The organism is Desulfobacter latus (genome assembly GCF_013389365.1).
Taxonomy (GTDB): Bacteria; Desulfobacterota; Desulfobacteria; order Desulfobacterales; family Desulfobacteraceae; genus Desulfobacter; species Desulfobacter latus.
The window spans coordinates 1-632 of the sequence record NZ_JACADJ010000177.1 but is presented as its reverse complement, the minus strand read 5'-3'; the positions used below and the strand labels follow the sequence as shown (position 1 = coordinate 632).

General features: G+C 39.9%; 1 protein-coding gene. It reads right to left on the bottom strand.

Annotated elements, in window-relative coordinates:
• A partial coding sequence (locus tag HXW94_RS18855) for a MarR family EPS-associated transcriptional regulator (RefSeq protein WP_178368423.1) occupies nt 1-291 on the bottom strand: 291 nt, incomplete at its 3' end.
• Nucleotides 292-632: the final 341 nt, after the last annotated feature.

Genomic DNA, 632 nt, shown 5'->3' with positions numbered 1-632 from the left:
CTTAATCCGGGTATATTCCTCCAGGCGGCGTTTTAAAAATTGAAACGTCAGTTTTAACTTTGCATCAAGGCCTGCGGGCGTGAGATGGTAGACATAAAGTATCCTGTTCTCGCTATTCCTGAAATTTTCCAGCTTAATGTAACCCTTGTCTATGAGGCCGCTCAGGCAATAGTTGACACGACCCAAGGCTATTCCCATGAGTTTACTAAGTTCGCGTTGGGAGCGTTGAGGGTTTTCAGCCAGGAGTTTTAAAAGCTGTAAACGTATAAACTCTTTATCTTTATCCGACATTAAATTGCGGGATCCGGTTGAGGTGGGAAAAAACGTGATGATTGAGTGTAAATACGGTGAGACGACATAGCTCCGCCCTTTAGGTTACATGCGTTTTTCCTGCAACCAGTTCATAATTTGAACCAATCGGGATTAAATATTTTATTCCGCCGCTGATGTCAATACTTTTTACCATAGAGAATCAACTATTGCATGAATTACGGGGACACCATACTTATAGTGGTTTGCAAATGAATTGATAAACTTATAAAACTTATGTGGTATAATAGAAGGTTGTCAAAAAAATTGGAGGATGCATGTATCATAATCTATAAGCAAGTTCCTAAGTCATAGGGAAAGCA